This is a genomic window from Arthrobacter sp. SD1074B, assembly GCF_056780195.1.
The window spans coordinates 3011415-3034145 of the sequence record NZ_JBRAZT010000001.1; the positions used below are offsets into that span (position 1 = coordinate 3011415).

Genomic DNA, 22731 nt, shown 5'->3' on the forward strand with positions numbered 1-22731 from the left:
GGCTATTCTACGGTCACGCTCTTGGCCAGGTTCCGCGGCTGGTCCACGTCGTAGCCCTTGGCGCTGGCGAGTGCGAGCGCGAAGATCTGCAGGGGCACGGTGGACAGCAGCGGTGCCAGGAGGGTCGGGGTCTCCGGGATGTAGATGACGTGCTCGGCGTAGGCCTTCACTGCCTCGTCACCCTCCTCCGCGATCACGATCGTCTTGGCGCCGCGGGCGCGGACTTCCTGGATGTTCGAGACAACCTTGGCGTGCAGCGAGTCGCGGCCGCGCGGCGAGGGGACCACCACGAAGACCGGCTGGCCTTCCTCGATCAGGGCGATCGGGCCGTGCTTGAGCTCGCCGGCGGCGAAGCCCTCGGCGTGGATGTAGGCCAGCTCCTTGAGCTTGAGCGCACCTTCCATGGCGACCGGGAAGCCGACGTGGCGGCCCAGGAACAGCACTGACTTGGCGTCCACCATGTCGTGCCCGAGCTTCTTGATCGCGTCGGCGTTGTCCAGGATTTGCTGGATCTTGGCCGGGATCTTGCCCAGGTCGGCGAGGATGTCCTTGATCTCGCCCTGGAACTTGTTGCCGCGCAGCTGTGCCAAATACAGGCCCAGCAGGTAGGCGGCGGCGATCTGGGCGAGGAACGCCTTCGTGGAGGCCACCGCGATTTCTGGGCCGGCGTGCGTGTACAGCACGGCATCGGACTCGCGCGGGATCGTGGAGCCGTTCGTGTTGCAGATGGACACCGTCTTGGCACCCTGCTCCTTGGCGTAGCGGACAGCCATCAGTGTGTCCATGGTCTCGCCGGACTGCGAGATGGAGACGATCAGGGTCTTGGCGTCCACGATCGGGTCGCGGTAGCGGAACTCGTGCGAGAGTTCCACCTCGGTGGGGATCCGGCACCAGCGTTCGATCGCGTACTTTGCGACCTGGCCGGCGTAGGCGGACGTGCCGCAGGCCAGGACGATGATCTTGTCCACGCTCTTGAGCAGTTCCGTGTCGATCCGGAGCTCATCGAGGGTCAGTTTGCCGTCGACGTCGGAGCGGCCCAGCAGGGTCTGCAGCACGGCGTCGGGCTGGTCGTGGATTTCCTTTTCCATGAAGGACGGGAAGCCGCCCTTTTCCGCGGAAGCAGGATCCCAGTTGACGTAGTATTCCTTGCCTTCGGCCGGGGCGCCGAAGAAGTCGGTGATGGCGACGGTGTCGGCGGTGATCGTGACGATCTGGTCCTGGCCCAGTTCCACGGCGCGGCGGGTGTAGTCGATGAAGCCGGAGACGTCGGAGCCGAGGAAGTTCTCGCCCTCGCCCAGGCCCACCACCAGCGGGGAGTTGCGGCGCGCGGCCACAACGACGTCGGGCTGGTCGGCGTGCACGGCGAGCAGCGTGAAGGCGCCCTCGAGGCGCTGGCAGGCCAGTTCCATGGCCTTGGTCAGGCCGCCGTTGGCGTTGTCGCCGCCGAGCTGGTTGCGGTAGATGTCGCCGATGAGGGCGGCTGCCACCTCGGTGTCAGTCTCGGAGAGGAACGTCGCCCCCTTGCCGAGCAGTTCCTGCTTGAGCTCGGCGAAGTTTTCGATGATGCCGTTGTGGATGAGGGCCAGCTTGCCGCCGTCGGACAGGTGCGGGTGCGCGTTCATGTCCGTGGGACCGCCGTGGGTGGCCCAGCGGGTGTGCCCGATTCCGGTGAGCGCGTCGGGCAGCGGGTGCTCCTCCAGCTCGGTGATCAGGTTGCTCAGTTTGCCCGACTTCTTGCGGGAGGAGATGGTGCCGTCCGCCACGACGGCGATACCGGCGGAGTCATAGCCGCGGTACTCGAGGCGCCGCAATCCTTCCAGGACCACGTCCAGGGCCAAGTGATCAGTATTTTCCCGGCCAGCCGCGCGGCCTACATATCCAACGATTCCACACATGAACCCAAGCCTAGCTGGTTTCCCGGTCATCCGACGTAGGATGAGCCGGTCCGGCCCCCCCGCAGCGGGCTGCGGGGGTGTCCATTTCGCTCTGGGCCCTCTCAAGGGCAGAATCTCTAAGGTGACTTTGCAACGCAATGACGCGAACGGCGAGGGCGTCTCCCCGTTCGTCGAGCTGGACCGGCAGACCTGGTCCCGGCTCGCTGCCCAGATGGAGCAGCCCCTCAACGAAGAGGACGTGCTCCGTCTCCGGGGCCTGGGCGACCCCCTCGACATGAAGGAAGTCCGCGAGGTCTACCTCCCGCTGTCCCGGCTGCTGCACCTCTACGTCGAGGCCGCCAACCAGCTCCATGCAGCCACCACCACGTTCCTGGGCGAGACAACCCAGCGCACCCCTTTCGTGATCGGGGTGGCCGGCTCCGTCGCCGTCGGCAAATCGACCATCGCCCGCGTGCTCCGCGAAATGCTGCGGCGCTGGCCGGGCACGCCGAACGTCGAACTGATCACCACCGACGGTTTCCTGTATCCCCTCGCCGAGCTCAAGCGGCGGCAGTTGCTGGAACGCAAGGGCTTCCCTGAGTCCTATGACCGGCGGGCGCTGCTGCGGTTCGTCAGCGAAGTCAAGGGCGGCGCCGAGGAAGTGCGGGCGCCTTGGTATTCGCACGTCACCTACGACATTGTTCCCGGCAAGGAAGTCGTGGTCCGGCGCCCGGACGTGCTGATTGTGGAGGGGCTGAATGTGCTGGCCCCGGCCCGCCCGCGGCAGGACGGCCGGCAGGGCCTGGCGTTGAGTGACTTCTTCGACTTTTCCATCTACGTGGACGCCAAGACCTCCTATATCGAGGAGTGGTACGTGGACCGGTTCCGCAAGCTGCGCACCACTGCGTTCGCGCAGCCGGAATCCTACTTCCACCGCTATGCGACGCTGTCCGATTCGGAGGCCGAGCAGACCGCACGCGAGATCTGGAAGCGCATCAACGAGCCGAACCTGGAGGAGAACGTCCTCCCCACCCGCGGCCGGGCCCAGCTGGTGCTGACCAAGGACGCCGACCACTCCATCCGCCGCATGCTGCTGCGCAAGGTGTAGCACAGGTGTGCCACGACCGCGCCGGCGGGGCTCCGGGACCGAAATCACCGGCCCGGCGCGCGGTCGGGCGCTTCCGCGCCGCCGGGATGGCTTTCGCCGTCCTGGCTGCCGTGTCTGGCTGCAGCCCCGCAAGCACCGTGCCGCAGCCCACCTCCGGCACGGCTGTGCCAACTGAGAGCCCCTCTACTACAGCCACCCCCACTTCCGCGCCGCCCACGGCCGCTTCTGCTTCCGCCACTCCGACGTCGTCGCCCGCCGGCACGGCCACGGCTCCTCCCCCGGCCCCGGCTTCGACGGCGAAGACCGCGCCGGCGACGACCGGGCCGGGCCGGAAGTACTCCCTCACGGATCCTTCAAGCCCGTGGGTGGTGGTGAACAAACACCGGCCGCTCTCCCCCGCGACGTTCGTTCCGGCGGACCTGGTCCAGCCGGCCGTCAGGCTGGCAGTCTCCGGTGAGGCGGCGCTGCTGAACCGCACCACGGCGGCGGCTGCCGAGCGCATGTTTGCGGGCGCGGCGGCGGCCGGCGTCGTGCTGACGCTGGCGAGCGGCTACCGCTCCTACGCCACCCAGACGGCCACGTACAACGGCTACGTGGCGTCCCGCGGGCGCGCCGAGGCGGATACCGCGTCCGCCCGGCCGGGTTATTCGGAGCACCAGACGGGCTGGTCCTTCGATATCGGCGACGGCGGCGGGGCGTGCAGCTTCCAGCCGTGCTTCGCCCAGCAGCCGGCCGCCGTGTGGGTCAAGGCCAATGCCCACCGCTTCGGTTTCGTCGTCCGCTACCCCTGGATGGAGCACCCGGTCACCGGCTACTTCTACGAGCCGTGGCACCTCCGCTATGTAGGCCTCGAGGCCGCCGGCGACATGCACCGGCGGGGCATCGCCACCCTTGAGGAGTATTTTGGCCTGGAAGCCGCGCCGGCCTACCGCTGAGCCCTCCGGTCCCGCGCTACCGTGGAGTCCATGTTGACTGGATTCAAGAACTTCATCATGAAGGGCAATGTCATTGACCTTGCCGTCGCCGTCGTAGTTGGAACCGCCTTTGGTTCCGTCGTCACGGCCCTCGTGAACAAGGTGCTCATGCCGTTCATTGCCGGCCTCGTGGGGTCGCCAAACTTCGACAGCTTCGCGAGGGTGGACCTGAACGGCAACGCCATCGAGTTTGGCGTCCTTCTCACCGCGATCGTCAACTTCCTGCTTATTGCCGCTGCAATCTACTTCGTGGTCGTCATGCCCATGAATCACATGATCGAACGCCGCAACCGCAAGCTGGGCATCAACGCCGAGGTCAAGGATGAGGCTGCTGAAGACCCGCAACTCGCTTTGCTCACCGAGATCCGCGACGCGCTGACCCGCACTTCCCGCTAGCCTTTGCGACCGAAACCGCTGTGGCCCGCTTCCTGAAGGAGGCGGGCCACACTTTTTGGATCTTCGGGTCTTGCCGTCAGTCGGTGACGAGCGCCAGGGCCAGCTCGGTCCGGACCACCTCGGCCAGGCTTTCGGCGACTTCCTGGGCTGTTTCCTGGTCGGCGGCTTCCACCATTACCCGGACTACGGGTTCGGTCCCGGACGGGCGCAGCAGCACCCTGCCGGTGTCGCCCAGCTGCGCCTCGGCGAGGGCCACGGCCGCGGCCACGGCTGCGTCACCTTTCACCCGGGTCCGGTCGACGCCCTTGACGTTGATCAGCACCTGCGGAAGCTTGGTCATCACCGCTGCCAGCTCCTTGAGCGGGCGGCCGGTGAGCGCCACCTGCGCGGCCAGCTGGAGGCCGGTGAGCACGCCGTCGCCGGTGGTGGCGTAGTCGGCGAAGATCACGTGGCCGGACTGTTCGCCGCCCAGGTTGAAGCCGCCCTCGCGCATGCCTTCCAGCACGTAGCGGTCGCCGACCCCGGTCTCGCGCAGGGTGATGCCTGCCTCCCGGAGGGCGATCTTCAAACCGAGGTTGGACATGACGGTGGCAACGAGGACGTCGTCCTTGAGCTTGCCGGAGGCTTTGAGGGCCACGGCAAGGATGGCCATGATTTCGTCGCCGTCCACCTCGTTGCCTTCGTGGTCCACAGCCAGGCAGCGGTCGGCGTCGCCGTCGTGGGCGATGCCCAGGTCGGCCCCATGGTCCAGGACGGCCTGCTTCAGCGGGCCGAGGTGGGTTGACCCCACCCCGTCGTTGATATTGATTCCGTCCGGGTCGGCCCCGATGACTACCAGGTCGGCGCCAGCCGACTTGAAGACCTGCGGCGAGCAGCCGCTGGCGGCGCCGTGCGCGCAGTCCAGCACAACCTTGAGGCCGTCCAGGCGGTGCGGCAGGGTGCCGAGCAGGTGCACGATGTAGCGGTCTTCCGCGTCGGAGAAACGCTGGATGCGTCCCACATCGCCGCCGACCGGCCGCTGGGGTTCCCTTGCCAGCTGCGCCTCGATCGCATCCTCGACCTCGTCGGGAAGCTTCTGGCCGCCGCGGGCGAAGAACTTGATGCCGTTGTCCGGGGCGGGGTTGTGCGAGGCCGAGATCATCACGCCGAAGTCGGCGTCGAGATCGGCCACGAGGTACGCCGCTGCCGGCGTCGGCAGCACGCCGGCGTCGTAAACGTCAATGCCCGAGCTGGAGAGACCGGCCTCCACGGCAGCGGCGAGGAACTCGCCGCTGGCCCGCGGATCGCGGGCGACGACGGCGCGCGGCCGGTTGCCGTTGGTGTTGCGGTCGTGGCCAAGCACCACTGCGGCGGCCTGCGCCAGTTGCAGCGCCAGCTCTGCGGTCAATAGGCCGTTAGCCAGGCCCCGGACACCGTCTGTTCCAAATAATCTAGACATCGTGCCCAAGTTTAGACGATGGCGGGCCCGGTCCCCGCCTTGGGCGGCCGGGTAGCCGTTAAACGCCGGAAACCCGCCCCGCAATGCGGGACGGGTTTCCGGAACGGCGCTGGTTAGCGCTTGGAGTACTGCTGAGCCTTGCGTGCCTTCTTGAGGCCAGCCTTCTTACGCTCGATGACGCGGGCGTCACGGCGCAGGTAACCGGCCTTCTTCAGGGTGGCGCGGTTGTTCTCGGTGTCGATCTCGTTCAGTGAACGGGCGATGCCGAGACGCAGCGCACCGGCCTGGCCGGAAATGCCACCACCGTGAATGCGGGCAATGACGTCGTAGGCGCCGTCAAGATCGAGGATCTTGAAGGGCTCGTTGACGTCCTGCTGGTGCAGCTTGTTCGGGAAGTAGTTCGCCAGCTCGCGGCCATTGATGGTCCACTTGCCGGTGCCGGGCACAATGCGGACACGGGCAACAGCTTCCTTGCGGCGGCCAACTGCTGCGCCGGCAACGGTCAGTGCCGGGCGCTCCTTCTTCGGCGCTTCTGCTTCCGCAGGACCGCTTTCCGAGGTGTAGCTGGTCAGGTTTTCCTCGGCCACAACGGCCTCGGTGGTCAGTTCTTCGTTCTGAGCCACGATTCTCCTTAGTTAAAAGTTTTGTTGGTGGCCAGGACTACTGGGCGACCTGGGTGATTTCGAAAGTCTTGGGCTGCTGGGCGGCGTGCGGGTGCTCGGCACCGCGGTAAACCTTCAGCTTGCCCAGCTGCTGCGCAGCGAGGGAGTTCTTCGGGAGCATGCCCTTGATGGCCTTCTCCACGGCGCGGACCGGGTTGGATTCCAGCAGCTCCGCGTAGTTGACGCTGGTCAGGCCGCCCGGGTAGCCGGAGTGGCGGTATGCCCGCTTCTGCTCCAGCTTGGCGCCGGTGAGGGCAACCTTTTCAGCGTTGATGATGATGACGAAGTCGCCCATGTCCATGTGGGACGCAAAGGTGGCCTTGTGCTTGCCGCGCAGCAGGATTGCGGTCTGGCTGGCGAGACGACCAAGGACAACGTCGGTGGCGTCAATGACGTGCCACTGGCGGTTGATATCGCCGGGCTTCGGGGTGTACGTACGCACGGTGTTTGCCTCGTTCTTGTTCTGGCGTTCTTGTTTTAGGCGTCACGCAAAAGGTGCACCTACTATCTATGCGCTACCGGAACAGAGGTGAGGGCTCCATGTAACCAGTCATCCTGTGGTCTCGAATGTGCACGTTGAGTAGCTATCCTGCAACCGGATTCTCAAGCGGGCACGCATCATCGAGATAGGACACGCACAACGACTACCAAGAATAGCGGAAGCCGGGGGCGTGGGTCAAAATGGGGTGTCCGGTGGCATGCTGCCCAGCCTGCCGTTCAGTTCCGGCCCGCTGCGTTCCTGGAGGTCCCGTGCCTGATCCTGCCCTTGCCGGTTCAGTTCCGCTGCTGTTCCTCGCTGGAATGGCCGCGGCCGGGCTGTGCCTGGGGCTGGTCGGCGACGTCATGGTGGGACGCACCCTTCCGCACCTGGCGGGCCGCCCTACTCGCGCGCAGAAAGTAACCACGTCGGTTGCCGCCGCGACGCTGTGCGCACTGCTGGCGTGGCGATTCGGCCCGGCTCCGGAACTGCCGGCCTTTATTGTTTTGGCGGTTATCGGGATTCAGCTGGCGCGAATTGATATTGTCCATCATTTGCTGCCGAACCGTCTGGTGATGCCCTTGCTGGGAGCCGGCCTCCTGCTTCTCGCTGCTGCCTCGGTGGCACGTGGAGGGTGGGAAGAGCTGGTCCGCGCTGTCGCCGGCGCCGTCATTCTCTTCTTTTTCTACTTCATCTTGGCTCTCATCAGCCCCAAGAGCCTCGGAATGGGCGATGTTAAGCTCGCCGCTCCGCTCGGCCTGTACTTAGGCTACTTAGGCTGGACCCCGCTGTTCTACGGCGGCGCCCTGGGCTTCGTGGCCGGCGGCCTGGTCTCCCTGGCCCTCGTGCTGAAAAGCCGCGGCAACAAGCCCAAGGAAGTTGCTTTCGGGCCCTCCATGCTCGCCGCCGCCCTGATCACCACCCTGCTCACGGCGTAGCCCAGGCGCTTTCCCCGGCCCGCGGGCGAACCAGTAAGCGGACTTATCAAAACAAGTAGTTGCCGCCGCGGTGCCAGAAAAAACTGAGTACACCTCTCCGGGGCCCATAAGTAAACCCCCTATTTCGTCCCCAGAAGTCGAGTAGTCGAAGCCATTGCAGCGCCATTAATCCGCGTGCAAATGTTGTCCCAACGAAGCCCCACCAGATAGCAAAAGGGGATTTGCTGGAGCTTCGTAAGACAATTCGAAACTCTGGAAAAGGACATATAAAATGACTGGTCTCATGGTCTCAATGCTTTCATTCATCGCCGGCGTCAAAGACCGGCTGGAATCCGAAAAGGGAGCAACCGCGACGGAATACTCGCTGCTCGTGGCCTTCATCGCCTTCGGCATCATCATCGCAACCACCGCATTCGGCACGGCGCTGAGCGGCTGGTTCGGCGAGATGAGCACCGAAGTCAACAGCTGGGTCGCTCCGTAGTCCGCCACTCGACCACCACTGCCGGACAGGTCTCCCGGCAACTGGTTCTGCATCACCCAGTGTGCCGCGTCCGTCTATCGCGGACGCGGCACACTTCTTTCCATCTTCAGCTGCATCTATCCCTGGGGGGATCCAATGAAGCGCAGCAAGTCAAAGTCGCCCGTCGCTGGCGCGAAGGTGCCCCGCACGGGCGGTGAAAAACGCGAGCGGGGAGCCGTCGCTGTCGAGTTTGGCCTGGTGGCACCCATTCTGCTGCTCCTGGTCGGCGGAATCGTCGAATTCTCTTACTTGTATAACTTGCAGATTTCAGTAACCCAGGCCGCTCGCGAGGCAGCCCGGACAATGGCCGTTGAGCATGACGCCACCGCCGCTCGAGCCGCCGGGATAGCCGGGGCTCCAGGGCTCAACGCCGGATCCTTCGGCTTCAACTTCACGAGCGTCTGCGACGGGGGTCCCGGAAATGCCGCGGTCACCGTCACCTACACGGCCGCCGCCTTGACCGGGCTGCTCGGCGCAAACCTCAGGCTTGAGGGCGAAGGAGCGATGAGATGCGGCGGCTAGGCCAGCCCACCGAGAGGGAACGCGGTGCGGTCGGCGTTCTGGTAGCAGTGATGATGCTTGTTCTGATCGGCGCCGGCGCGATGGCCGTGGACGTCGGCCAGATCTACGCCGAACGCGCGCAGCTGCAAAACGCCGCCGATGCCGGCGCGATGGCAGCGGCGCAGCAGTGCCACAGGGCCGGCGGATGCACCGTCGCCGAGGCAACGTCCTGGGCGGCTGAGCTGAGCGGTCCGAACTCCAACGACGGCGCAACCAACATTGCCGAGGTAGATCTCTCAGTAACGAACCAAGTCACCGTGGCAACTTCCACCCGCAACGGCGCCAGCGGCGCGGGGTTCCTCACGCAGATGTTCGCACGTGCACTCAACGCCCCTCCGGTGACGGTCGGGGCGCGAGCCACGGCATCCTTTGCCCCGCCGGGCGGCGCCACCGCCTTCCCGCTGGCAATCTCAGATTGTCAGTACGACCTTTCCGGCGCCGAGGACACCGGCGACATCCAATTGATCAAATACAAGCCCGGCAGCGGGACGTGCACTTCCACTTCGGGGCACGTCATTCCCGGCGGCTTCGGCTGGCTGGACGAGAGCGGGACGTGCGTAGCGACGACCGATGCCGAGGACGTCGTGGCAACCGACACCGGGGCCAACTTCCCCGTCACGTGCACCGCAACGGTGACGGCCTGGCGCAACACCATTCTGGCCGGAGGCACGGTGGAAGGCACGTTCCCGGTCTACGACGACGCCGGCGGCACGGGTCACGGCGGCTGGTTCCATATCCGCGGTTACGCGACTTTCAAAATCATCGGCTGGGCGTTCTCTGGCGGCGGGACGCCTGAAGTTTTCCGGGCGACTATGCCCTGGGTCGGAGATCCCGCCAATGCCTGCACCGGAAGTTGTCGAGGAATTGTCGGGCAATTTGTGAAATTTGAGTCGATTGATGCCGTAGAGGAAACATCGGGTACGAGTGCGGATCTCGGCACCGTGAATATCAAGTTAATTAAATAGGCAATTTTCTAAGGGGTAGAAATGAAAGCACGCCTGCTGGGGGGCATCGCCGCATTACTTGTGGCAGTCATTGGAACAGTCCTACTGGTCTCCTATGTTCAAAATGCAGATAAACGCGCAATGGCCGGAACCGAAACTGAGAGCATCTACGTGGTGCAGCAGGCCATTCCGGCGGGCACACCCGCCGACAAGATCTCCGCCTCGGTGACCAAGAAGGAAGTGCCGAAGGCGGCACTGGCAAGCAACAATGTGACAGACCTCGCCTCACTCGGCTCGAAAGTCACCGCGGTGGCACTGGTTCCGGGCGAGCAGCTTCTCTCAAGCCGGATGGTGGACGAGCAAGCATTCCTCGGTCCGTCCCGGGTCCAGGTTCCGGCCGGGCTGCAGGAAATCACCTTGAAGCTGCCCATCGAGCGCGTCGCTGGGGGCAAGGTAAATGCGGGCGACACGGTTGGCATCTTCCTGTCTCTGGAGTCCGCAACTGCCGGCGCCAACGGGCAGAAAGTGAGCAAGACACAGCTGGGCTTCCACAAGGTACTCGTCACCGCTGCGCAGTTCAGCGACGGCGCTGCCGCGCAGACGGCGCAATCTGCCGGCACCGCCGGCACCACGCAGGCGGCGTCGACGTCGAGCAGCAGCTCCACCAAAGTACCAAGCGACCGAACCTACCTGATCACAATCGCCCGTAATTCAGCCGACGCCGAACGGATCGTTTTCGCCGCGGAGTTCGGCAAGGTTTATCTCTCTAAGGAGCCAGCGAGCGCGGCCGAAGCCGGTGCCAGCTACGTGGATTCGTCGAGGTTGTTCCGATGAGCCGCTTCATCCTGATCACGCCCAACGCCGACTTCGAACGGCTGGTCCGTCTGGCCATCGGCGGAATGCACGGGGAGCTCCACGTCTTTAGGGCTGACTACCTGCCGGAGGGCCCGGCCGACATCATGCGACAAATGATTGGTGATCCGCCCGAGGTACTGATCCTTGGTCCCGGCGTCCCCGTGGCTGACTCGCTGAAATTGGCAGCCGTTGTAGATCTCCAGTATCCGGAAATCAGCGTGATCCTGGCGGTCACTGCCGGCCCGGATACCGTCGTACAGGCGATGCGCGCCGGCGTCCGGGACCTGCTGGATCCCGGAGCCGACCCTGACACCATCCGGGTGATGTTGGAGCGGGCCAGCCTCGCCGCTGCCGGCCGGCGCCGGGGACTCGGCCCGCAGGCCGCCGAGCATGCCGACCACGGCTCAGGGCGTGTCATCGCGGTGATGTCCCCCAAGGGTGGCGTCGGCAAGACGACGGTGGCTACTAACCTCGCAGTGGGCCTGGGGAAGGCTGCACCCATGAGCGTGGTGATCGTGGATCTCGACCTCCAGTTTGGCGACGTGGCCAGCGGGCTCCTGCTGGAACCGGAGTTCACCATCACCGATGCCGTGATGGGGGCCGCCAGCCAAGACTCCATGGTGCTCAAGACCTACCTCACGGTCCACCCGGCGGGCATCTACGCCTTATGTGCCCCCCGGACGCCCGTGGAGATGGACCGCATCAGCGCGGCGCACATCTCCCATCTCCTGGGGCAGTTGCGGCAGGAATTCCGGTACGTGGTCGTGGACACCGCACCCGGCCTGGGCGAACACGTCCTGGCCACACTGGAACAAGCCACGGATGCGGTCTGGATCTGTGGCATGGACGTCCCCAGCATTCGAGGCCTGCGGACTGGTTTCCACATCCTGGAGGAACTGAACCTGGTACCTGCCCAACGCCATCTCGTTCTCAACATGGCTGACCGCCGGGCGGGGCTGTCACTCAAGGACGTTGAAGCAACCATCGGAGCCCCGGTAGACGTCGTGCTGCCGCGTTCCCGGACTCTTCCGTTCTCCACCAATAAAGGCGTACCCGTCCTGCAGGACGGCAGCCGCGACGCTGCCCTTAAGGGCCTCCGCCAGCTGGTCGACCGTTTCAAGCCGGAGTGGGAAGCCAGGCCGCACAAGCAACTTCACAGAAGGGCGGTATTCCAGTGAGCCTCACTGACCGATTTCAGCAACTACGCGCCGGACTCCCGCCGGCCGCGCCTGAAGAACGGCCGGCCGCTGCCGACGTCTTCGCTTCGCAGACCCAGCCGTCAACGCTCGGTCGGATCCTGGAGGCGAAGACGGCCGCAGAATCCCAGCCTGGATTCTCAGAACTACAGCAGACCGCGTCCGTTGCCAGCGAAGCGCTCAACGCGCTTAAGGAACGCGCCAGCCAGGCCCTGTTCGAACGGCTCGGTTCCCGCATCACCGATTCCTCCATCGACGAGTCGGAACTCCACCAGTCCGTCAAGGACGAACTCACGTCGGTCGTGGACGAGGAGCAGATCCCCCTCACATCAAGCGAGCGGCAGCGCCTGATCCGGGAGATCATCGACGACGTGCTCGGGCACGGCCCCATCCAGCGGTATCTGGACGATCCCACGGTGACAGAGGTCATGGTCAACCGCTTCGACCAGATCTACGTGGAACGCCAAGGGCAACTCCAGTTGACGGACTCCAAGTTCACCTCGGACGATGCCCTGCGACGGGTCATCGAGAGGATCGTTTCCAATGTGGGACGCCGAATCGACGAATCGTCCCCGTTGGTTGATGCCCGGCTGTCGGACGGATCCCGTGTGAACGCCATCATCCCGCCGCTGGCCGTCAACGGACCGGCGCTTACCATCCGGAAATTCGGGCGGGACCCCCTGACTGTCCATGACCTGATCTCAATGGGCAGTCTCTCGCCGGAAATGGCGGAGCTGTTGCAGGCCTGTGTCCTTGCCCGGCTGAATATCATTGTTTCCGGCGGAACCGGCACCGGCAAGACGACCCTGCTGAACGTGCTCTCCTCGTTCATTCCAAGCTCGGACCGGATAGTCACGATTGAGGACGCCGTGGAGCTGCAGCTGCAGCAGGATCACGTTGTCCGGCTGGAGAGCCGGCCGCAGAACACTGAGGGCAAGGGCGAGATTTCCATTCGTGACCTGGTCCGCAACTCGCTGCGCATGCGGCCGGACCGAATAGTGGTCGGTGAAGTCCGCGGCGGCGAGTGCCTCGACATGCTGCAGGCCATGAACACCGGCCATGACGGCTCCATCTCCACAGTGCATGCCAACTCCCCTAGGGATGCCATCGCCAGACTCGAGACCCTCGTATTGATGGCAGGCATGGATCTGCCCCTACGGGCCGTTCGCGAACAGGTGGCTTCGGCCGTGAACCTGATTGTGCACATCTCGCGGCTCCGCGACGGCTCGCGGCGCGTCACGCACATCACGGAGGTTCAAGGCATGGAGGGCGATGTCGTCACGCTGCAGGATGCCTTCGTGTTCGACTACTCCGCCGGCATCGACGCCAGCGGCCGCTTCCTCGGCAAGCCCGTCCCGACGGGCGTCCGTCCGCGGTTCACTGATCGCTTCGCCGAACTGGGGATTCCGATTTCGCCGGCGGTCTTTGGCGCCGTGCCTGTCAGGGGGCGGTAACCGTGCCGGACCAGTCTCCCCTTGTTTTTGTCGCAGGCCTTATCCTGGCATACGCGGCGCTGGCGACGATGGTCGCCGTCGTCTTTAAACCAAATGCGGTGCCGCTGTCCCGGCGTCGTCCCGACGCGGCGGCAGTTCACTCCTCCAGCCTCTCCCGGCTCACCAACCAAGCCGTGCACACGCTTAACAGAGGCCTCCAGAGCCGCGGCTCCGGACTGCTGGATCGCGAGAAGCTCGACAGCGCTGGCTTGAAAAAGCAGCCAGGCGACTACCTGCTGATGGCGGGCGCCATTACTTGCGTGGCCGTGGTGCTGGGCTTCCTTCTGGCCGGCCCCTCCCTCGCCGCGCTCATCCTGCTGCTAACGCCGGTTGGACTCGTCTTGTTCCTGAACGTCCTCATCTCCCGGCGGCACAAGAAGTTCGATGAGCAGGTGCCCGATTCTCTTCAGATGCTGGCAGGCGGTCTCCGCGCCGGCCACAGCCTGCTCCGTTCGGTGGACGCGGCCGCCGAGGAGAACGAGGCCCCGATGAAGGAGGAGCTGAACCGGGTGGTGAACGAGACACGCATCGGCCGGGATCTCGGTGAAGCGCTCGGGGATGTTGCTCGGCGAACGAATAACGAAGACTTCGCCTCGATCACTAGGGCGATCGAGATCCACCGGGAGGTCGGCGGCGACCTCGCCCAGGTCCTAGACCACGTAGGCGGGACCATCCGGGATCGCAACCAGATCCGGGGCCAAGTCAGAGCCCTCAGCGCGGAAGGCCGGATGTCCGCCATGGTCTTGATGGCCCTCCCGATCGTGATGTTCATTGGGCTAACGCTCTTCAACCCGACCTACTCGAAGGTCTTCTTCACCACGATTCCCGGATACCTGATGATCCTCGTCTCGGTGGTTCTGCTTTCTCTTGGCGGCCTCTGGCTCAGCCGACTCATTAAACCGAAGTTCTGAGAAGTAGGGAGTGAACTGTGCAAACTATTGCCTACGCAGCCATCTTGGCGGTCATCGCCCCGCTCTCGATCATGACTTGGCTTGCTTTCACCGGGGATCGGGCAGGCTTGCGAAACATCCAGTCCAACCTTGGCCGCGGCCCGCAGGCCGCCGGTTCCGCACTCTCGGCCACTGGCCAGTTGGCGGCCCTGAGCCGGAAGGCCACCCCGAAGGGCTACACTGCGTGGCTGGACAAACAGCTCGCCGGCGCCGGCAGGCCGAAGGAATGGCCGCTGGGCCGCATCCTCATGGTCAAGCCCCTGCTGGCCCTCGCCGGCGCTGTGATGGGAATCCTCATGGTCGCCGGAAGCCCCACGGCGATCAATGTCCTCCTGTTGATGGGGATGACGGCGTTGGCGTACTTTGTCCCCGACATCCTGATTCGAAACCACGCCCAAAAGAGACGCGCAAGAATTAAGCTCGAATTGCCGGACACCCTGGACCAAATGCTCATCTCGGTCCAGGCCGGTCTCGGCTTCGAGACCGCCATGGCCCGCGCGGGCCAGAACGGTAAAGGTCCGCTTGCCGAGGAATTGATCAGGACACTACAAGACATCCAAGTGGGCCGCTCGCGCAAGGACGCCTACCTGGCCATGGCCCAGCGAGTGGATGTCCCGGATTTGCGGACCTTCGTACGGGCCGTGGTCCAGGCCGACGCTTACGGCATCGCCATCGCCAACGTACTGAACTCTCAGGCGAAGGACATGCGGGTCAAAAGGCGCCAGCGGGCGGAGGAGCACGCCATGAAGATGCCGGTAAAGATGCTCTTTCCGTTGATCTTCTCAATCCTCCCCACGCTTTTCATTGTCGTGCTCGGGCCTACGGTCTTGAGCATTATGGAAGTTTTCGCCAACAAGTAACCACGCGGCTTCTCGTCGGGCCGCCCCTAGACCGGACCCCCTTGGTACCCAGAGCCAGGGGGGTCCATCCTTGTGCCGGCGGGGAATCCGGCCGGTCCCGCAGCTCCCAGCGCAGGATCCGCGCAGGGAAAGTACAGGAAAGGGACAGCTTGGGAAGGCTTGGCACAGGATGTTCCTAGATCCGATTGACGGCGTGTCGGCGCTTGCTAAGTTCCTCTCAGTGCTGGTGCAGGGCCAGCCGCCCAACTCGCTCAGGAGTCACCAATGCGTTCCTACTTCTCCAATATCGCAACCCGCCTTCGCCGCGACCAGCGCGGGGCCACCGCCGTCGAATACGGCATTATGGTCTCCCTCATCGCCGTCGTCATCATCGTCGCCGTGACGCTGCTCGGCGGCACCTTGAGCAATACCTTCAACAAGGTGCAGTGCCAGGTCTCCGGCCAGACTTGGACTGACGGTGCAGCCGGGGCCGACGGGGCTTGCACCTAAACACCTAAGCCGAACCACAGCGCTTCGGCCCGTGACTGTGTGGTGGCGGCACTTAGCCGCCACCACACAGTCGTATCAGGCAACTTGCCAGGAAGGCGGCCCCCCATGTCCAAGACAAACGAACGGGGCGCCGTCGCGGTGGAGTTCGCTCTCCTGGCCCCGGTCCTGATCATGATGCTGCTGGGGATCATGGAATTCGGCCGCGCCTACAACGTACAGATTTCACTCTCCAGTGCCGCCCGGGAGGGTGTGCGCGTGATGGCCATCAACAACAGTGCATCCGCGGCGCGCACTGCGGTGAAAAATGCCACAACCGGACTGAGGCCCGCCCTCGCCGACTCCAACATCACGGTCAGCCCCACCCCCTGCACTTCCGGTGCGCAGGTGACGGTCAAGATCACGTACACCCTCTCCACCATGACCGGCATCGCCGGGCCGTTCCCGATGGAAGGCAAAGGAGTCATGCTGTGCGGCGGTTAAGCACTCCCGTAGCCGCCGCGGACCGCGAGCGCGGCGGGATCGCCATTATGGTTGCGATCCTGATGGTTTCGCTGCTCGGTTTCGCGGCCCTCGCCGTCGACGTCGGCATGCTGTATGCCGAGCGGACGCAGCTGCGAAACGGTGCCGACGCCGCTGCCCTGGCGGTAGCGCAAAAGTGCGCCAAGGACATCAACGATGCCCAATGCTCGGCCACGTCCACGCTGGCCCAGGGTCTCGCCAACGGCAACGCCGGCGACGGCGCCAGCAACATCCAGTCGCTGCTCCTCGACAAGGTCAACCGCACTGTCACCGTCGCCGCTGCGGCCCAGGAGCCCGGCAAGGAGCCGAACCGGGTGTCCTTGTTTTTCGCGCGGGCCTTGGGCTACACCTCCGCCGAGGTATCGGCGACATCCGCCGTTACCTGGGGCAGCCCGGTGAAAGGTCCGACGGCGTTTCCCGTGACCTTCTCGATCTGCCAGGTCCAAAGCCATGTCGACGGCACCCTCCAACTGCTGCAGAACCACGGCAGCAATGCGAATCCGGACTGCAACTACGGACCCTCCGGGGCGGCCGTCGAGGGTGGCTTCGGCTGGCTGGTCAGCGACCCGGGGGTCTGCGGCGGCCTGATCGACCTTGCTTTGGCGGAGAGCGGCAGCGACCCGGGAAACAGCTCGCCGTCTGTTTGCGCGGCCACCTTGAATCGGTGGGCCTCTGACCTTAGCGCCGGCAAGGAGGTCGTCGTCCTGCTCCCGGTCTTTGACCGCGTTACCGGTACCGGCAACGGTGCCGTCTACAGCCTCAAGTCCTTCGCCGCGTTCAAGGTCACCGGCTGGAAGTTCAGCGGCAACAACACGCTCCCCGAAACTTTCCGGAACACGGCCCCCACCGTCCCCTCGGCGGTGGCGTGCGACGGCAACTGCCGCGGCATCATCGGCAGTTTCATCAAATATGTTTCGCTGGCGGACGGCTTCACGCTCGGCCCGGTCGATTCCAGTGGGGCCACCGTAGTCCGCCTTACGAAGTAACCCCCCTTATACCCGCAGTCCCTCACCGGTTCAGGAGCAGTTTTTGAAGTCACGCTTATTGGCAGGACTGGCCGCCGTCGTGCTGGCCGTCGTCGGCGCCATCCTCGTCGTCAGCTACGCCCAGGGAGCCGACACCCGCGCCGTGAAGAACCTCGAACCGGTCTCCGTGATGGTGGTGCAAAAGGCCGTTCCCGCCGGCACCCCTGTGGAGACGTTGCGCGCCTTTGTCACCAGCCAGGAACTCCCGGGCAAGGCTGTCTCCAAAACAGCGCTGAAGAACCTGGACGGCTTGGCCGGCAAGGTCACCGCCGTCGACCTGTTGCCGGGTGAGCAGCTCGTGGCCGAGCGGCTGGTCGAACCGGAAGAGCTGAAGACCAGCGGATCGGTGGAAGTTCCAAAGGGGCTACAGGAGGTGTCTTTCCAGCTCGAACCTCAGCGGGTCGTCGGCGGGCGGCTGGCACCGGGCGATCACATCGGCATCTTCATTTCACAGAAAAAAGGCGGACTCGAGGCCAAGCCCGACAAGGAGTCCACCCAGCTAGCCATCCACAAAGTCCTGATAACGGCAGTGCAGCGCGCCCCCGTCGCCACTCCCAGCCCGCAGCCCGACGCCAGTGGCGCTCCCGATGCCCCGGTGGAGGACACTTCGCTGCCCACCGGCGCTTTGCTCCTCACCGTTGCCGTCAGCGATGTCAACGCGTCGAAGATTATCTACGCCGCCGAATTTGCGACCCTCTGGCTGAGCAAGGAGCCACTCGACGCCAAGGAAAGCGGACAAAACCCAATGCAGGGAACCGAGGTCTACAAGTGAGCCGCTTCGTCCTGATTACCCCCAACACCGACTTCGATGCGCGGGTCCGCCAGGCCGTGGCGGGCGGGCTGCCGGGCGGCGTCCAGACTTTCGCCTTCGTCAACCCGGCCAACCCCGGTGAACTGTTCGCCAACCTCAACCAGGAGCGTCCTGAGGTGCTGATCCTTGGACCCGACGTTCCCATCGAGGACGCCCTGCGGCTCGCCACCGTGTTTGACGTGCAGCTGCCGGAGCTGAGCGTGATCCTGGTGGGCGAGCCCGAACCGGAATTTGTGTTGCTGGCGATGCGCGCCGGGATCAGGGACATCCTCAGCCCCGCCTCGGACCCGGCCCAGATCCGGGTGCTGCTGGAGCGTGCCTGCCAGTCCTATGCCAGCCGCACCCGGGCCACGGCCGTCCAGCAGCCGGACAGCAAGCCCAGGGGCCTGGTGATCGGCGTCTTCTCCCCCAAAGGCGGCGTCGGCAAGACCACCATCGCCACGAATATCGCCATAGGACTGGGCCGGGTGGCACCGATGGGCGTTGTCATCGTGGATCTGGACCTGCAGTTCGGCGACGTTGCCTCCGGCCTGTACCTGAACCCGGAGCACACCGTCACGGACGCGGTCTCGGCGTCCGCCAGCCAGGACTCGCTAGTTCTCAAGGCCTTCCTCACGGTCCATCCCAGCAGCATCTACGCCCTCTGCGCCCCCCGGACACCGGTGGAGGCCGATGACATCACGCCCCAGCAGGTGAGCCGGTTGATCGAACAGCTTGCCGAGCAGTTCCAGTACGTCGTCGTGGACACCGCCCCGGGCCTGCCGGAGGTGGGCCTGGCCGCGATGGAGCAGTGCACCGACGTCGTCTGGGTCAGTGCCATGGACGTCCCCAGCATCCGCGGGCTCCGCTCAGGACTGGAAATCCTGCGCCGGCTGGACCTGCTTCCGGAAACCCGGCATGTGGTCCTGAACATGGCGGATTCCAAGTCCGGACTCAGCGTCCAGGACGTCGAAGCCACCATAGGCGCCCCGGTGGACGTGAGCATTCCGCGCTCCAAGGCGGTGGCGTACTCCACGAACCGTGGGATCCCGGTCCTGCAGGACGGTCGCAAGGATCCGGCCGTGAAGGGATTGCGGCAGCTAGTGACACGTTTCGACCCGGCCTGGCGCGCCACAGCCCAGAAGAAACTGCACCGCAGGGTGGTGGTCTAGGTGAAGCTCTCCGAACGCCTTTCCGCGGTGGAAGCTGTCCCGCACTCACAGCCGGCACCGCCGACACCGGCAGCAGCCGCGGTGGCGCCCACGCCCGCCCAGGCGGCCCGCCCGGCCCGCCTGTCCCCTCGCGTTGAACCGGCGCGGACCGAGCCGTCGCGCCTCGCCGCCGCGGCCACGCCGTCGTTGGCGGAACACCCCGACACTGCACGCGCCAAGGGCCAGCAGCCGGTGGACGCCTTCGCCGCGCTCAAGGAGCGGGCAGCCACCGCCCTGTTCGAACGGATGGGTACCCGCTTCAGCGATTCTGCGGTCAAGGAAGAGGAGCTGCGAGCCACCGCACGTGACGAACTGAGCCGCATCATCGACGCCGAACAGGTGCCGCTGTCCGCCGAGGAGCGCACCCGGCTGGTCCGCGACGTTGCGGATGACGTGCTCGGCTACGGTCCGCTCCAACGGTTGCTGGACGACCCCGCGGTCACCGAGATCATGGTGAACCGGATGGACCAGATCTACGTGGAACGCAAGGGCCAGCTCACCCTGACCGACTCGCGCTTCAGCTCTGAGGACCACCTGCGCAAAGTGATCGAACGCATCGTCTCCAAGGTGGGCCGCCGGATCGACGAGTCATCCCCGCTTGTGGACGCACGGCTCGAGGACGGCTCCCGCGTCAACGCCGTCATCCCCCCGCTGGCTGTTGGCGGGTCCTCGCTGACCATTCGAAAGTTCAGCAAGGTCCCGCTGACGGTCCGGAACCTGATCGACTTCGGGACCCTGACCCCCGAGATGGCGGAACTGCTGAACGCGTGTGTCCGGGCCAAGCTGAACATCATCGTCTCCGGCGGCACCGGTACCGGCAAGACTACGCTGCTCAACGTCCTGTCCTCCTTCCTGCCGCACGACGAGCGCATCGTCACGATCGAGGACGCGGTGGAACTCCAGATCCAGCAGGAACACGTGGTCCGCCTCGAAAGCCGGCCGCCGAACACCGAAGGCAAGGGCGAGGTCACCATCCGCGACCTGCTGCGCAATTCCCTGCGGATGCGGCCGGACCGGATCGTGGTCGGCGAGGTCCGAGGCGGCGAGTCGCTGGACATGCTCCAGGCCATGAACACCGGCCACGACGGTTCGCTTTCCACGGTGCACTCGAACTCGCCGCGCGACGCCGTCGCCCGCCTCGAGACGCTGGTGCTGATGGCCGGGATGGACCTGCCGCTGCGCGCCATCCGCGAGCAGATCGCCTCCGCGGTGAACCTGATCGTGCAGATCTCGCGTTTGCGGGACGGTACACGGCGCATTACCCACGTGACCGAGGTGCAGGGCATGGAGGGGGATATTGTCACCCTGCAGGACGCCTTCGTCTTCGACTACTCTGCCGGCGTAGACGCGCACGGCCGTTTCCTGGGCAAGCCAGTGGCTACCGGGATCCGACCCCGCTTCATCGACCGCTTCGAGGACATGGGCATTTACGTTTCCCCCAACGTCTTTGCAGCTCCCCTGGCCACGGCCGGCAAGGCGTGAGCCGGCCATGGCACTGACTGTCGGCGTCGCCTTTCTGGTCGCTGCCCTCCTCCTGCTGGCCGTGGCCGTCCTCTCACCGGGGGCCGCGCGCGTCCCACTGGACCGACGGCGACCGGTCCAGAACGCGCCGGACTCCTCGCTCAGGCGGTTCGCAGGATCCGCGGTCAACGTCGCAGACGGCTTCTTCGCGCAACGCAAAGTCCGGCTCTTCGACCGCGACGCGCTTGAACAAGCGGGACTGCGGATGGGCCAGGGCGACTTCTACGTCCTGCTCGCGGTCGGCGCGTTCGTAGGCGCCTTGGCCGGCTTCGTCGTCGGCGGTCTCCTGCTCGCCCTCCTGCTGGTCCTGCTGACCCCGGTAGCCGGCCACCTGGTCCTGACGGTCCTGGCCGGCAAACGCCGGGCCAAGTTCGATGACCAACTCGGTGACACCCTGCAGCTGCTGTCCGGCGGCCTGCGCGCCGGACACAGTATCCTGCGCGCCATCGACGCGGCCGGCAACGAATCGCAAAGCCCCACGGCGGAGGAAATGCGCCGCGTCATCACCGAAACCTCCCTCGGCCGCGACCTACTGGCCTCGCTCAGCGACACCGCGGAGCGGATGCGGAATGAGGACTTTGTCTGGATCGCCCAGGCCATCCAGATCAACCGCGAGGTGGGCGGCAACCTCGCCGAGGTGCTGGACCAAGTGAACGAGACAATCCGCGAGCGCAGCGAGATCAAGGGCCACATCAAGTCCCTCGCGGCCGAAGGCAAGTTCTCCGCGTACATCCTGATGGCCATGCCCGTAGGCATCGTGGTGATGCTGATGCTGGTCAATCCCGGCTACATGAACGTCATGTTCACCAACCCGCTGGGCTGGGGCATGATCGCGGCCTCCGTGATCCTGATGACGATCGGTGGTCTGTGGATGCGCAAGATCATCGACCTGAAGTTCTGAGGTGCCGATGAGTCCCCTGGTCCTGAGCGCCCTCCTGCTGATCTGCCTTCCAGTCGCCTACCTGGCGTGGTCCTTCCTGTCCGTTGACCGCCAATCCCAGCGGGCCATCCGGGAAATCCTCTCGTTGGGCACCGGACCAGCCGAATCCGCTGCTCCGCAAGAGACGGCGCTGCTGGAGCGGATCGGTCACCGGCTGACGCCCGCGGGGTATGTGAGGAAACTCGACCGGCTGCTGTCCCTGGCCGGCCGCCCGGCCTCGCTCCCGCTGGGTCGGGTGCTCGCCGCCAAACCGCTGCTGGGACTGGTGGGGGCCGCCCTCGGCCTGTGGTTCGCCAGCACGCCGGCGCCCCTCCTGAAACTGGTGGGTTTGTTCGTGATGCTCCTGGGCTACTTCATCCCGGACCTCCTGCTGTACAGCAAAGGCCAGGAGCGCCAGAAGATCATGCAGCTGGAGCTGGCCAACACCCTGGACCAGATGCTGATCTCGGTCGAGGCCGGCCTGGGGTTCGAAGGGGCCATGGCCCGGGCCGGCGAAAACGGCAAGGGTCCGCTGGCCGAGGAACTGGTCCGCACCCTGCAGGACATGCAGGTGGGACGCAGCCGGCGGGAGGCCTATCAGGCCCTGGCGGCACGGACGAACATCCCGGAGCTGCGCAGCTTCGTCCAAGCCGTGGTGCAGGCCGACACCTACGGCATTGCGATCAGCCGGGTGCTCAGGATCCAGGCCAAGGTGATGCGCGTCAAACGGCGCCAGCGGGCCGAGGAAAAAGCCATGAAGCTGCCCGTCACCATCCTGTTCCCCCTGCTGTTCTTCATCTTTCCGGTGCTCTTCATCGCCATCCTGGGCCCGGCCGTAATCAACGCCATTGCGACGTTCAGCGGCCAGTGAGCTAGGGCAAAACGTCCGCAAGTAGCCGCCCCCGGACCCGGGAAAAGACCCAGCAAACCGGCCAGCACCAGGGCGGCATAAGGATAGCCACAAGGTTTCCGCAGGATACCCTGCCGACTCGGGCGCCGGCCCGGACAGC

24 protein-coding genes are annotated in these 22731 nt (G+C 65.1%); 20 read left to right on the forward strand and 4 right to left on the reverse strand.

Annotated features, from left to right (window positions below; genetic code table 11):
- Nucleotides 1-2: 2 nt before the first annotated feature.
- Complete coding sequence (gene glmS / locus ACUYM2_RS13910) at nucleotides 3-1895, reverse strand: glutamine--fructose-6-phosphate transaminase (isomerizing) (RefSeq protein ID WP_481600592.1); 1893 nt, start codon at nucleotides 1893-1895, stop codon at nucleotides 3-5.
- A gap of 121 nt (nucleotides 1896-2016) precedes the next feature.
- Here glmS and coaA point away from each other — a divergent pair, with 121 nt between their 5' ends.
- The 3 genes from coaA to mscL are packed head-to-tail and all read left to right on the forward strand — an operon-like array spanning nucleotide 2017 to nucleotide 4352.
- On the forward strand, nucleotides 2017-2982 hold the full coding sequence (gene coaA / locus ACUYM2_RS13915; RefSeq protein ID WP_481600593.1) for a type I pantothenate kinase: 966 nt from the start codon (nucleotides 2017-2019) through the stop codon (nucleotides 2980-2982).
- Nucleotides 2983-2987: 5 nt separating this feature from the next.
- Nucleotides 2988-3917, forward strand: coding sequence for a M15 family metallopeptidase (locus ACUYM2_RS13920; protein WP_481600594.1), 930 nt, complete (start codon nucleotides 2988-2990; stop codon nucleotides 3915-3917).
- A 30-nt stretch (nucleotides 3918-3947) separates the two neighbouring features.
- Nucleotides 3948-4352, forward strand: a complete 405-nt coding sequence (gene mscL, locus ACUYM2_RS13925; RefSeq protein ID WP_481600595.1) for a large conductance mechanosensitive channel protein MscL — start codon at nucleotides 3948-3950, stop codon at nucleotides 4350-4352.
- Nucleotides 4353-4428: 76 nt separating this feature from the next.
- Here mscL and glmM read toward each other — a convergent pair whose 3' ends face one another.
- From glmM to rplM, 3 genes are all read right to left on the reverse strand, one after another.
- Entirely contained in the window at nucleotides 4429-5790 is a 1362-nt protein-coding gene (gene glmM / locus ACUYM2_RS13930) for a phosphoglucosamine mutase (protein ID WP_481600596.1), read from the reverse strand.
- 113 nt (nucleotides 5791-5903) lie between these two features.
- The gene (rpsI, locus tag ACUYM2_RS13935) at nucleotides 5904-6413 is read right to left on the reverse strand and encodes a 30S ribosomal protein S9 (RefSeq protein ID WP_024367144.1); all 510 of its coding nucleotides are present in this window, start codon (nucleotides 6411-6413) and stop codon (nucleotides 5904-5906) included.
- Between the two features lie 37 nt (nucleotides 6414-6450).
- The gene (gene rplM / locus ACUYM2_RS13940; protein ID WP_015937805.1) at nucleotides 6451-6894 is read right to left on the reverse strand and encodes a 50S ribosomal protein L13; all 444 of its coding nucleotides are present in this window, start codon (nucleotides 6892-6894) and stop codon (nucleotides 6451-6453) included.
- Nucleotides 6895-7202: 308 nt separating this feature from the next.
- Here rplM and ACUYM2_RS13945 point away from each other — a divergent pair, with 308 nt between their 5' ends.
- The 17 genes from ACUYM2_RS13945 (at nucleotide 7203) to ACUYM2_RS14025 (ending at nucleotide 22592) form a co-directional block, all read left to right on the forward strand.
- Nucleotides 7203-7868, forward strand: coding sequence for a prepilin peptidase (locus tag ACUYM2_RS13945; RefSeq protein WP_481600597.1), 666 nt, complete (start codon nucleotides 7203-7205; stop codon nucleotides 7866-7868).
- A 271-nt stretch (nucleotides 7869-8139) separates the two neighbouring features.
- Nucleotides 8140-8349: a Flp family type IVb pilin gene (locus ACUYM2_RS13950; RefSeq protein WP_481600598.1), complete on the forward strand. Its 210-nt coding sequence runs from the start codon at nucleotides 8140-8142 to the stop codon at nucleotides 8347-8349.
- Nucleotides 8350-8484: 135 nt separating this feature from the next.
- Nucleotides 8485-8910, forward strand: coding sequence for a TadE/TadG family type IV pilus assembly protein (locus ACUYM2_RS13955; protein WP_481600599.1), 426 nt, complete (start codon nucleotides 8485-8487; stop codon nucleotides 8908-8910).
- Entirely contained in the window at nucleotides 8898-9914 is a 1017-nt protein-coding gene (locus ACUYM2_RS13960; protein ID WP_481600600.1) for a pilus assembly protein TadG-related protein, read from the forward strand. Before ACUYM2_RS13955 ends, ACUYM2_RS13960 begins: the two co-directional genes overlap by 13 nt.
- 21 nt (nucleotides 9915-9935) lie before the next feature.
- Nucleotides 9936-10727, forward strand: a complete 792-nt coding sequence (gene cpaB / locus ACUYM2_RS13965) for a Flp pilus assembly protein CpaB (RefSeq protein WP_481600601.1) — start codon at nucleotides 9936-9938, stop codon at nucleotides 10725-10727.
- Nucleotides 10724-11926: a CpaE/TadZ family protein gene (locus ACUYM2_RS13970; RefSeq protein ID WP_481600602.1), complete on the forward strand. Its 1203-nt coding sequence runs from the start codon at nucleotides 10724-10726 to the stop codon at nucleotides 11924-11926. Before cpaB (ACUYM2_RS13965) ends, ACUYM2_RS13970 begins: the two co-directional genes overlap by 4 nt.
- Nucleotides 11923-13398, forward strand: a complete 1476-nt coding sequence (locus ACUYM2_RS13975) for a TadA family conjugal transfer-associated ATPase (RefSeq protein ID WP_481600603.1) — start codon at nucleotides 11923-11925, stop codon at nucleotides 13396-13398. Before ACUYM2_RS13970 ends, ACUYM2_RS13975 begins: the two co-directional genes overlap by 4 nt.
- Nucleotides 13399-13400: 2 nt before the next feature.
- Entirely contained in the window at nucleotides 13401-14348 is a 948-nt protein-coding gene (locus tag ACUYM2_RS13980; RefSeq protein WP_481600604.1) for a type II secretion system F family protein, read from the forward strand.
- A 17-nt stretch (nucleotides 14349-14365) separates the two neighbouring features.
- Entirely contained in the window at nucleotides 14366-15247 is an 882-nt protein-coding gene (locus ACUYM2_RS13985; protein ID WP_481600605.1) for a type II secretion system F family protein, read from the forward strand.
- Nucleotides 15248-15511: 264 nt separating this feature from the next.
- A complete protein-coding gene (locus ACUYM2_RS13990) occupies nucleotides 15512-15736 on the forward strand; it encodes a Flp family type IVb pilin (RefSeq protein ID WP_481600606.1) in 225 nt (74 codons plus the stop codon).
- A gap of 105 nt (nucleotides 15737-15841) precedes the next feature.
- Nucleotides 15842-16216: a TadE/TadG family type IV pilus assembly protein gene (locus tag ACUYM2_RS13995; protein WP_481600607.1), complete on the forward strand. Its 375-nt coding sequence runs from the start codon at nucleotides 15842-15844 to the stop codon at nucleotides 16214-16216.
- Nucleotides 16204-17241 (forward strand): pilus assembly protein TadG-related protein, encoded by a 1038-nt coding sequence (locus tag ACUYM2_RS14000; RefSeq protein WP_481600608.1) that lies wholly within the window; start codon nucleotides 16204-16206, stop codon nucleotides 17239-17241. Before ACUYM2_RS13995 ends, ACUYM2_RS14000 begins: the two co-directional genes overlap by 13 nt.
- 43 nt (nucleotides 17242-17284) lie before the next feature.
- Nucleotides 17285-18052, forward strand: a complete 768-nt coding sequence (gene cpaB, locus ACUYM2_RS14005; protein ID WP_481600609.1) for a Flp pilus assembly protein CpaB — start codon at nucleotides 17285-17287, stop codon at nucleotides 18050-18052.
- Nucleotides 18049-19242, forward strand: coding sequence for a CpaE/TadZ family protein (locus ACUYM2_RS14010; RefSeq protein WP_481600610.1), 1194 nt, complete (start codon nucleotides 18049-18051; stop codon nucleotides 19240-19242). The genes cpaB (ACUYM2_RS14005) and ACUYM2_RS14010 overlap by 4 nt, the downstream gene beginning before the upstream one ends.
- Nucleotides 19243-20763 carry a TadA family conjugal transfer-associated ATPase gene (locus tag ACUYM2_RS14015; protein WP_481600611.1) on the forward strand — a complete coding sequence of 507 codons (1521 nt, stop codon included), beginning with the start codon at nucleotides 19243-19245 and terminating at the stop codon, nucleotides 20761-20763. It begins immediately after the preceding gene.
- Nucleotides 20764-20770: 7 nt separating this feature from the next.
- On the forward strand, nucleotides 20771-21703 hold the full coding sequence (locus tag ACUYM2_RS14020; protein ID WP_481600612.1) for a type II secretion system F family protein: 933 nt from the start codon (nucleotides 20771-20773) through the stop codon (nucleotides 21701-21703).
- A gap of 7 nt (nucleotides 21704-21710) precedes the next feature.
- Nucleotides 21711-22592, forward strand: coding sequence for a type II secretion system F family protein (locus ACUYM2_RS14025; RefSeq protein ID WP_481600613.1), 882 nt, complete (start codon nucleotides 21711-21713; stop codon nucleotides 22590-22592).
- The last annotated feature ends 139 nt before the right edge of the window (nucleotides 22593-22731 follow it).

Bases quoted from the DNA above. Each gene is read 5' to 3' on its own strand.
- glmM (WP_481600596.1), bottom strand. From the start codon at position 5,790: ATGTCTAGATTATTTGGAACAGACGGTGTCCGGGGCCTGGCTAACGGC.
- cpaB (WP_481600601.1), top strand. From the start codon at position 9,936: ATGAAAGCACGCCTGCTGGGGGGCATCGCCGCATTACTTGTGGCAGTC.
- ACUYM2_RS14020 (WP_481600612.1), top strand. From the start codon at position 20,771: ATGGCACTGACTGTCGGCGTCGCCTTTCTGGTCGCTGCCCTCCTCCTG.
- mscL (WP_481600595.1), top strand. From the start codon at position 3,948: ATGTTGACTGGATTCAAGAACTTCATCATGAAGGGCAATGTCATTGAC.
- ACUYM2_RS13950 (WP_481600598.1), top strand. From the start codon at position 8,140: ATGACTGGTCTCATGGTCTCAATGCTTTCATTCATCGCCGGCGTCAAA.
- ACUYM2_RS14025 (WP_481600613.1), top strand. From the start codon at position 21,711: ATGAGTCCCCTGGTCCTGAGCGCCCTCCTGCTGATCTGCCTTCCAGTC.
- ACUYM2_RS13955 (WP_481600599.1), top strand. From the start codon at position 8,485: ATGAAGCGCAGCAAGTCAAAGTCGCCCGTCGCTGGCGCGAAGGTGCCC.
- glmS (WP_481600592.1), bottom strand. From the start codon at position 1,895: ATGTGTGGAATCGTTGGATATGTAGGCCGCGCGGCTGGCCGGGAAAAT.
- ACUYM2_RS13960 (WP_481600600.1), top strand. From the start codon at position 8,898: ATGCGGCGGCTAGGCCAGCCCACCGAGAGGGAACGCGGTGCGGTCGGC.
- ACUYM2_RS13990 (WP_481600606.1), top strand. From the start codon at position 15,512: ATGCGTTCCTACTTCTCCAATATCGCAACCCGCCTTCGCCGCGACCAG.
- ACUYM2_RS13995 (WP_481600607.1), top strand. From the start codon at position 15,842: ATGTCCAAGACAAACGAACGGGGCGCCGTCGCGGTGGAGTTCGCTCTC.
- ACUYM2_RS13970 (WP_481600602.1), top strand. From the start codon at position 10,724: ATGAGCCGCTTCATCCTGATCACGCCCAACGCCGACTTCGAACGGCTG.